Below are 7483 nucleotides of genomic sequence, written 5' to 3'. Positions count from 1 at the left end.
CTGCTGGACGTCGACCAGATCTCCGAGATCATCGCCGTTGAAAGCGCCGACACCTTCAAGCGTCCGATCTACGCCGGCAACGCCATCGCCACCGTGCAGTCCTCGGCTGCCGTGAAGGTGATCACCGTGCGTACCACTGGTTTCGACGCCGCTGCCGCTGAAGGCGGTTCCGCCGCTGTTGAAGCCGTGGGCACCGTGTCTGACGCCGGCAAGTCCGCCTTCGTTGGCGAAGAACTGGCCAAGTCCGACCGTCCGGAACTGACCGCAGCCAAGATCGTCGTCTCCGGCGGCCGCGGCATGCAGAACGGCGACAACTTCAAGCACCTGTACGCCCTGGCCGACAAGCTGGGCGCGGCTGTTGGTGCGTCCCGTGCCGCCGTCGACGCCGGCTTCGTGCCGAACGACATGCAGGTCGGTCAGACCGGCAAGATCGTTGCCCCGCAGCTGTACATCGCCGTGGGCATCTCCGGTGCCATCCAGCACCTGGCCGGTATGAAAGACTCCAAGGTCATCGTCGCGATCAACAAGGACGAAGAAGCCCCGATCTTCCAGGTGGCTGACTACGGCCTGGTGGCTGACCTGTTCGAAGCCGTACCGGAACTGGAAAAGCTGCTGTAATAGCGCTTTCCGGCTCGCTGTACTGAAAACCCGCTCTTCGGAGCGGGTTTTTTTATGGCTATGTCTGAATTAGCTGCAAGAGCCTTGTAGGAGTTAGCTTGCCAGCGAAAAGGGACCATTCGCTGGCAAGCCAGCTCCTACGGGCAATACAGCTACTTGTAACCCTTAATGCAGACACAGCATTTTTACTGTCTGTCAGCCACGGCTAGCGTCGAGGAACGCCTGGTAGTGACGGGCGGTTTCCTCGGGCCGCTCGATCATGGGCGCGTGGCCGCAGTCCCGCATGATCACCACACTGGGTTTCTTCAGTAGCGGCTTCATCACCTCGATGCTGGACACATCCAGCACCCGGTCGCGATCGCCCCAGAGCAGCAGGGTAGGGGCTTCGATTCGCGGCAGTTCGGGCTCCAGCGGAACGTAGCGCTCGCGAAGCTGGCGGAAGACTTCGTCGTAGTGGGCCTCGTTGGCCATGGACTGCTCGGCCAGGTAGGACTTCACCGACTCAGGCAGGGGCGGCGGCTCGACGAAGACGAAATCCAGCATGCGCTGGAAGTCTCCGGCACTGCGCACCACCAGCGGATTGGGCTGGCCGCTTTCGATCAAGTTGAACAGCTCGCTCTTGTTCGGCGCCGTGATGCCGCCGTTGTCGAACATTGCCAGGCTGCGCACCTGCTGCGGGTAGCGGGCCGCGAAGAGGCCGGCGATATGGCCGCCCATGGAGTTCCCTACCAGGTGCACCTTGCCCAGCTCCAGCGTCTTGATGAAGGACTCCAGGCGCTCGGCCTGGGTGCCGACGTCGTAGCTGCCTGCTGGCCGGTCGCTGTCGCCAAAGCCGGGCAGGTCCAGGGCGATGACGTGATAGCGCTGGGTGAAATGGCGGGCGAATCGCAGCCAGTTGTCCTTGTTGGCGCCGAATCCATGAATCATCACGATGGTTTCGCCCTTGGCCGGGCCGCCCTCGTAGTAATGGATGCTAAGATCGCCCAGCGCGACCTGCCGCTCCGACAAGCCGGCGAGCTGGCGTTCCACCAGGCGCACGCTGGCGGTCAGCGTAGCGGGAGAGAAGTAGAGGGTTGCCGCCGCAGCCGCCAGCAGCATGACGACTACGATGATGAATTTCTTCATGGCCTGTCCTTATCACGAATAGTTCTAGAAGCCGCCTGTACGCTAGCATGAAGCTCGTTCCAGGCGATGCCGCCCACGCTGCGGCCAATCGAATGTCCAGTCCGGGAAACCTCAGATGCCAAGATTCCACCGCTCGTTCCTTCTCCTCGTGCTGTGCCTGCTTCCTGGACTCGGGCAGGCGGCCGGGAAATGCGAGCGCCTGGTGGCCACCGGCAATCCCGAGTACCCGCCCTACCTCTGGCGTGATCCGGAGAACCCCAAGCAACTGATAGGCGCCAATGCCGACCTGCTCAAGCAGATCGCCAAGGAGCTCGGGCTGAAGGTGGAAATCCTCTACACCGGTCCCTGGTCCCGCGCCCAGGATGAAGTCCGCACCGGCCGGGTCGATCTGATCGCCGGAGCCTTCCTCACGCTTCCGCGCCTGGAAACCATGGACTACGTGCATCCGGCGTTTCTCGAAACCCAGAGCGTCGTCTGGGTTAAGCGCGACAAGGCATTCCCCTACAGCGGCTGGGACGACCTGCGCAGCCACACCGGTGGCACCCTGGTGAAGAACAGCTTCGGCCAAGCCTTCGACCAGTTTGCCAGGGAAAACCTCAAGCTCGAGGAGGTCCCCAGCCTGACCCAGGCCTACCAGAAGCTTCTGCTTGAGCGCACCGAGTACGTGCTCTATGAGCGCTACCCCGGCCTGGTGCTGGCCGACACCCTTGGCATGGCCGACGATCTGGTCGCCCTGGAACCGCCGATTTCCAGTGAAGGTCTGTACCTGACCCTGTCCCACAACTCGGCCTGCAACGATCCCTGGCTGCGCGGACAGTTGGCCAAAAAGATGACAGAATTGGTCGCCGCCGGAGTGCCGGAAACCCTGCTGCAGCGCAACCTGGAACGCTGGAAGGCACTGCAGATGCAACCGGTCGCCACGCCCGAATGATTAGGAACCCTCTAGTGAGCAAGACACCCCTGTTTGCAGCCGGCCTGGCTGTGCTGGCCCTGGCCGGCTGCGCCAACGACCCGGCACCCATCGAACAGATGCGCCTGACCCACAAGGCGGTGGAGCAGGCCACGGCCGTTGGCGCCACCGATCAGATCGAGGAAATGAAGCTTGCCCAGGAGAAGCTCGCCCTGGCCGAGAAGAACATGGGCGAGCAGGACTACAAGCGCGCTCGCATCCTCGCCGAGGAAGCCGAACTGGACGCGCGCCTGGCCGAGGCCAAGGTACTGACCAAGAAGAGCCAGGACCAGTTGGCCGAGCTGACGTCGCGGATCAATCGCCTGCGCAAGCAGTTGGGAGATGTGCAGTGAAGCGGACTCATGCTTTGACCGCCGGCCTGTTGATCGGCCTCGGCCTGCTTGGCGGTTGCGCCAACCAGCAGCAGACCGAACAGAGCCTGGAGCAGGCCCGGCAGATGTTCCAGAAGGTCAAGGAGGACCAGAGCGTCCTCAGCGCCGCACCCAAGGACGTGATCCGGGCCGGCGAATCCCTGGCCCGCGCCGAGCGACTGTCCAGCTACTGGGGCAACGATGTCGACGTCGTCCATTACGCCTACCTGAGCCAGCGCTACAGCGAAATCGCCAGCCAGAACAGCGAGCAGAGCCAGAACCAGGCCCGTGCCGCCAAGCTGCAACTGGAACGCGAGCGCCTGCAACTGGCACTGCGTGAAGCCAAGATGCTCAGCGTTCAGCAGCAGGGCAAATGGCTGGAAGAGCAGATGATCGCCCTGGCCGCCACCGAAACCGATCGCGGACTGGTGATGACCCTGGGTGACGTGCTGTTCGATACCGGTCACGCCGACCTCAAGGCTTCGGCCAACCGCACCGTGCTCAAGCTGGTGCAGTTCCTCCAGCTCAACCCGCGGCGCGTCGTGCGCATCGAGGGCTACACCGACAGCAGCGGCACCAAGCCGGATAACCTCAGGCTTTCCGCTGACCGCGCGCAAGCGGTGGCCGACGCCCTGGTCGACCTCGGCATCGATGCCAAGCGCATCCAGGTCCAGGGCTACGGCGAGGCCTTCCCGGTGGCGGAAAACGCTTCCAACCGGGGCAGAGCGCAGAACCGTCGCGTGGAGATCGTCTTTTCCAACGAGAAGGGCGAACTCGGCCCGGCACGCTGATGCCTGAAACGAAGGGCCCCGGTTGCCGTTCGGCACCGGGGCTTTTTAGTGCCTGGACAAATTCACTGTAATGCCCACAATTTCCCGATCTGTACCGGTGCAGTTACAGAGTGTTCGGATAGTGTTTCGGTCCAGTGATACAGGTGCCGCCTACATGACCAATCTGTTGCTTTACCAGCGCATCGCCCAGCAACTGGCCGATGACATTCGCCGTGGCGTCTACCAGCCCGGCGAACGCGTACCCTCGGTGCGCAAGCTCAGCTCCCAGCTCAATGTCAGCCACGCCACGGTGCTGCAGGCCTACGCCAGCCTGGAAGACCAGGGGCTGATCCGCGCTCGCCCGCAGTCCGGTTTCTACGTGCACCAGACGCCGGCCCTGACCGCATCCACCCCGGATATCGCCCGTGTCGAACGCCCGGGCCTCGTCACCCGTGCCAGCATCATCCAGCAGGTACTGGCCGAATCCCGCCGCGAAGGTGTGTTCCCACTGGGCGCGGCGGTTCCCCATGTCGATTACCTGCCGGTGCGCACCCTGCACCAGCAACTGGCCAAGGTCACCCGTTTCCATAGCCCGCGCGCCTTCAGCTACATGTTCAGCCCTGGCTTCGAACCGCTGCGTCGCCAGGTGGCCATCCGCATGCGCGATGCCGGCGTGGTGGTGGACCCGAGCGAAGTGGTGATCACCCACGGCTGCGTGGACGCCCTGCAGATGAGCTTGCGGGTGCTGACCCGTCCCGGCGACCTGATCGCCACCGAGTCGCCGACCTATTACGGCCTGCTGCAACTGGCCGACCTGCTCGGTCTGAAGGTGATCGAGATTCCCAGCGACCCCACCACCGGCATCAGCCTGGAGGCCCTGCAACTGGCCGCCAACCAGTGGCCGATCAAGGCGCTGGTGTTGACTGCGCGGCTGAGCAATCCCCTGGGTGGCACCATCCCCGAAGAGCGCCAGAAGCAGCTGCTGCGCCTCTCCTCGGACTTCGACATCCAGATCATCGAAGACGATATCTACGGCGAGCTGATGTTCGACCAGGGGCCGTCCAAGGCGATCAAGGCCTACGACCTCGATGACCGGGTGATCTACTGTTCCAGCTTCTCCAAGACCCTGTCGCCCGGTGTGCGCATCGGCTGGATGATCGCCGGCAAGTACCAGGCGGAAATCCAGCGCCTGCAGACCTTCAGCACCCACTCGGCGTGCAGCGTTACCCAGATGGGGGTGGCCGCCTACCTGGAGAACGGCGGTTACGACCGGCACCTGCGCTACATCCGCCAGGAGTACCGGAAGAACCTCACCGCATTCCAACTGGGCGTGCAGCAGTACTTCCCCGAAGGCACCCAGATCACCCGTCCCAATGGCGGCTTCATCCTCTGGATCAGCCTGCCGGCCAAGGTGAACACCAAAGACCTGCACGTGCGCGCCCTGCAGCAGGGCATCAGCATTGCGCCGGGGCTGATCTTCAGTAACACCGAGCAGTTCAACCACTGCGTGCGGCTGAACTGCGGCATCCCGTGGAACCGTGAGGCCGAACGGGCCATCATGACCCTCGGCATGCTGGCCAAGCAGCTCTGCCAGGAGGCCGGTCTGTAGGGGCGAATTCATTTGAACCTGGGAAGCCACGTCCTGAGAACGTGGTCATGAGTCATCGGCTCTGCCTGTGACGATTCAAATGCTCGGACTGGCAGGATGACGCCGATCCGGTAGGGTGCGCCGTGCGCACCAGCGGTTTGGTGCGGTGCCGAAGGTGATTCTGAAGTCGGTGCGCACAGCGCACCCTACGATCCAGACCGAGTCAAAGAGGTCGGCCTTGTGTTTGGTAGGCTCGCCCCCGTTCAAGAATCCACGCAGCCTTAACCCGTTTGGCAAGGCGCCTCCGTCTACTGGTGCGAATGGCTCATTCGTTCCCAGGAGGCGTCCCATGTCCAGCCACAGTTTCCTTCAGCACCAACCCCTGGCCGCCGGCTTCACCGCCGGCCTGCTGCTGGCCCTGGCCGCCTGCAGTGCGCAGGATGCGTCTGCACCCGCCAGCGGCAAGGCCGAGGCGCCGCCGCCCGCATCGATCCAGGTCGAGCCTGAACTGCGCGAGGAGAGCAAGGCCAGTGCGCCGGCATCCATGGCCAAGCGCGCCGATTACGCCGCCGAGGTGCAGCAGATGCCCATGATCGCGCCCGCCCCCATGACGGATGCGTTGCAGCCGGGCTATCGCGATGTTCCTCGCGAGCAGTACCAGCATCTTCCCGATAACCCGGTCCACGTGGTTGTCAGCGATCCGGTATCCACCTTCAGCATCGATGTCGACACCGGCAGCTACGCCAATGTGCGGCGCTTCCTGAACGGCGGGCAGCTGCCGCCGGCCGATGCCGTGCGGCTGGAGGAGATGGTCAACTACTTCCCGTACCACTATCCGCTGCCGGAAGGCGACGTGCCCTTCGGCATCGGTATCGAGCAGGCGCAGACCCCCTGGAATCCGCAAACCCGCCTGTTGCGCGTGGCGATAAAGGCCTCCGACAGCAGCGTCGAACAACTGCCCCCGGCCAACCTGGTATTCCTGGTGGACGTCTCGGGTTCCATGGACCGCCGCGAAGGCCTGCCCATGGTGCAGGGCACCCTCAAGCTCTTGGTGGACCAGTTGCGCCCGCAGGATCGAGTCTCCCTGGTCACCTATGCCGGGGAGGCGAGGGTGGTACTGGGCTCCACGCCCGGCAACGAGAAGGCGAAGATCCGCGCGGCCATCGAACAGCTGAGCGCTGGCGGCTCCACGGCGGGCGAGTCGGGCATCCAGCTGGCCTATGCCGAAGCGCAGAAGGGCCTGATCCCGGAAGGCATCAACCGCATCCTCCTGGCCACCGACGGCGACTTCAATGTTGGCATCAGCGATTTCGATAGCCTCAAGCAACTGGCCGCGCAGAAGCGCAAGGGCGGGGTTTCCCTGACCACCCTGGGCTTCGGCGTGGACAACTACAACGAGCGGTTGATGGAGCAATTGGCCGACGCCGGCGACGGCAACTACGCCTACATCGACAACCTGCGCGAAGCGCGCAAGGTGTTGGTGGACCAGCTCGGCTCCACCCTGTCGGTGGTGGCGCGGGACGTGAAACTGCAGCTGGAGTTCAACCCCGCTGAAGTGAGTGAGTACCGCCTGCTGGGCTATGAAAATCGTGCTCTGAAGCGGGAAGACTTCAGCAATGACAAGGTGGATGCCGGCGAGATCGGGGCCGGGCATACCATCACCGCGCTCTACGAGGTCGTGCCCGCCGGTGCCAAGGGCTGGCTGGAGCCGCTGCGCTACCAGAGCGCCGCGAAAGCCGAAGGCAAGGCCGGCGAGCTGGCCTGGCTGCGGGTGCGCTACAAGGCACCGGGCTCGGAGCAGAGCCGCTTGCTGGAGCGTCCCATCGCAGCCGGCAAGGCCATCCCGCTGGAGCAGGCCAGCGAGGACCTGCGTTTCGCCGCTGCGGTTGCGGCCTTCGCCCAGCAACTCAAGGGTGGTCAGTACACCGGCGACTTCGGTCTGGCCGACAGCGCCGGGCTGGCCCGTGGAGCCCGTGGCGACGATCGCTTCGGCCTGCGCGGCGAGTTCGTGCAACTGGTGGAACTCGCGCAAAGCTTGCAATGATCGCCCGTGCTACCATCA

Annotated in this window: 7 protein-coding genes; 6 read left to right on the top strand and 1 reads right to left on the bottom strand. The window is 63.9% G+C overall.

Features of this window, described 5'->3' with window-relative positions:
* Positions 1 to 618, top strand: a 618-nt coding sequence (locus E8E91_RS19030) for an FAD-binding protein (RefSeq protein WP_280377801.1), incomplete at its 5' end; no start/stop codon positions are given.
* A 195-nt stretch (positions 619 to 813) separates the two neighbouring features.
* Here E8E91_RS19030 and E8E91_RS19025 read toward each other — a convergent pair.
* Positions 814 to 1743 carry an alpha/beta hydrolase gene (locus E8E91_RS19025; protein WP_280377798.1) on the bottom strand — a complete coding sequence of 310 codons (930 nt, stop codon included), beginning with the start codon at positions 1741 to 1743 and terminating at the stop codon, positions 814 to 816.
* Between the two features lie 115 nt (positions 1744 to 1858).
* Between E8E91_RS19025 and E8E91_RS19020 the strand changes: the two genes are divergently transcribed.
* The 5 genes from E8E91_RS19020 (at position 1859) to E8E91_RS19000 (ending at position 7465) form a co-directional block, all read left to right on the top strand.
* Positions 1859 to 2674, top strand: coding sequence for a transporter substrate-binding domain-containing protein (locus E8E91_RS19020; protein WP_280363844.1), 816 nt, complete (start codon positions 1859 to 1861; stop codon positions 2672 to 2674).
* Between the two features lie 14 nt (positions 2675 to 2688).
* On the top strand, positions 2689 to 3045 hold the full coding sequence (locus E8E91_RS19015) for a DUF4398 domain-containing protein (RefSeq protein WP_190829810.1): 357 nt from the start codon (positions 2689 to 2691) through the stop codon (positions 3043 to 3045).
* Entirely contained in the window at positions 3042 to 3854 is an 813-nt protein-coding gene (locus tag E8E91_RS19010) for an OmpA family protein (RefSeq protein WP_280377796.1), read from the top strand. The genes E8E91_RS19015 and E8E91_RS19010 overlap by 4 nt, the downstream gene beginning before the upstream one ends.
* Positions 3855 to 4008: 154 nt before the next feature.
* On the top strand, positions 4009 to 5442 hold the full coding sequence (locus tag E8E91_RS19005; protein ID WP_226282285.1) for a PLP-dependent aminotransferase family protein: 1434 nt from the start codon (positions 4009 to 4011) through the stop codon (positions 5440 to 5442).
* Between the two features lie 328 nt (positions 5443 to 5770).
* Positions 5771 to 7465 carry a VWA domain-containing protein gene (locus tag E8E91_RS19000; RefSeq protein ID WP_280377793.1) on the top strand — a complete coding sequence of 565 codons (1695 nt, stop codon included), beginning with the start codon at positions 5771 to 5773 and terminating at the stop codon, positions 7463 to 7465.
* The last annotated feature ends 18 nt before the right edge of the window (positions 7466 to 7483 follow it).

It is taken from the genome of Pseudomonas sp. BN515, assembly GCF_029873155.1.
Classification (GTDB): Bacteria; Pseudomonadota; Gammaproteobacteria; order Pseudomonadales; family Pseudomonadaceae; genus Metapseudomonas.
The sequence above is the reverse complement of the archived record's forward strand: the minus strand, read 5'-3'. Positions and strand labels throughout refer to the sequence as shown.

Excerpts from the sequence above, each read along its gene's own strand:
- E8E91_RS19025 (WP_280377798.1), bottom strand. The coding sequence starts at position 1,743 with ATGAAGAAATTCATCATCGTAGTCGTCATGCTGCTGGCGGCTGCGGCG.
- E8E91_RS19020 (WP_280363844.1), top strand. The coding sequence starts at position 1,859 with ATGCCAAGATTCCACCGCTCGTTCCTTCTCCTCGTGCTGTGCCTGCTT.
- E8E91_RS19005 (WP_226282285.1), top strand. The coding sequence starts at position 4,009 with ATGACCAATCTGTTGCTTTACCAGCGCATCGCCCAGCAACTGGCCGAT.
- E8E91_RS19000 (WP_280377793.1), top strand. The coding sequence starts at position 5,771 with ATGTCCAGCCACAGTTTCCTTCAGCACCAACCCCTGGCCGCCGGCTTC.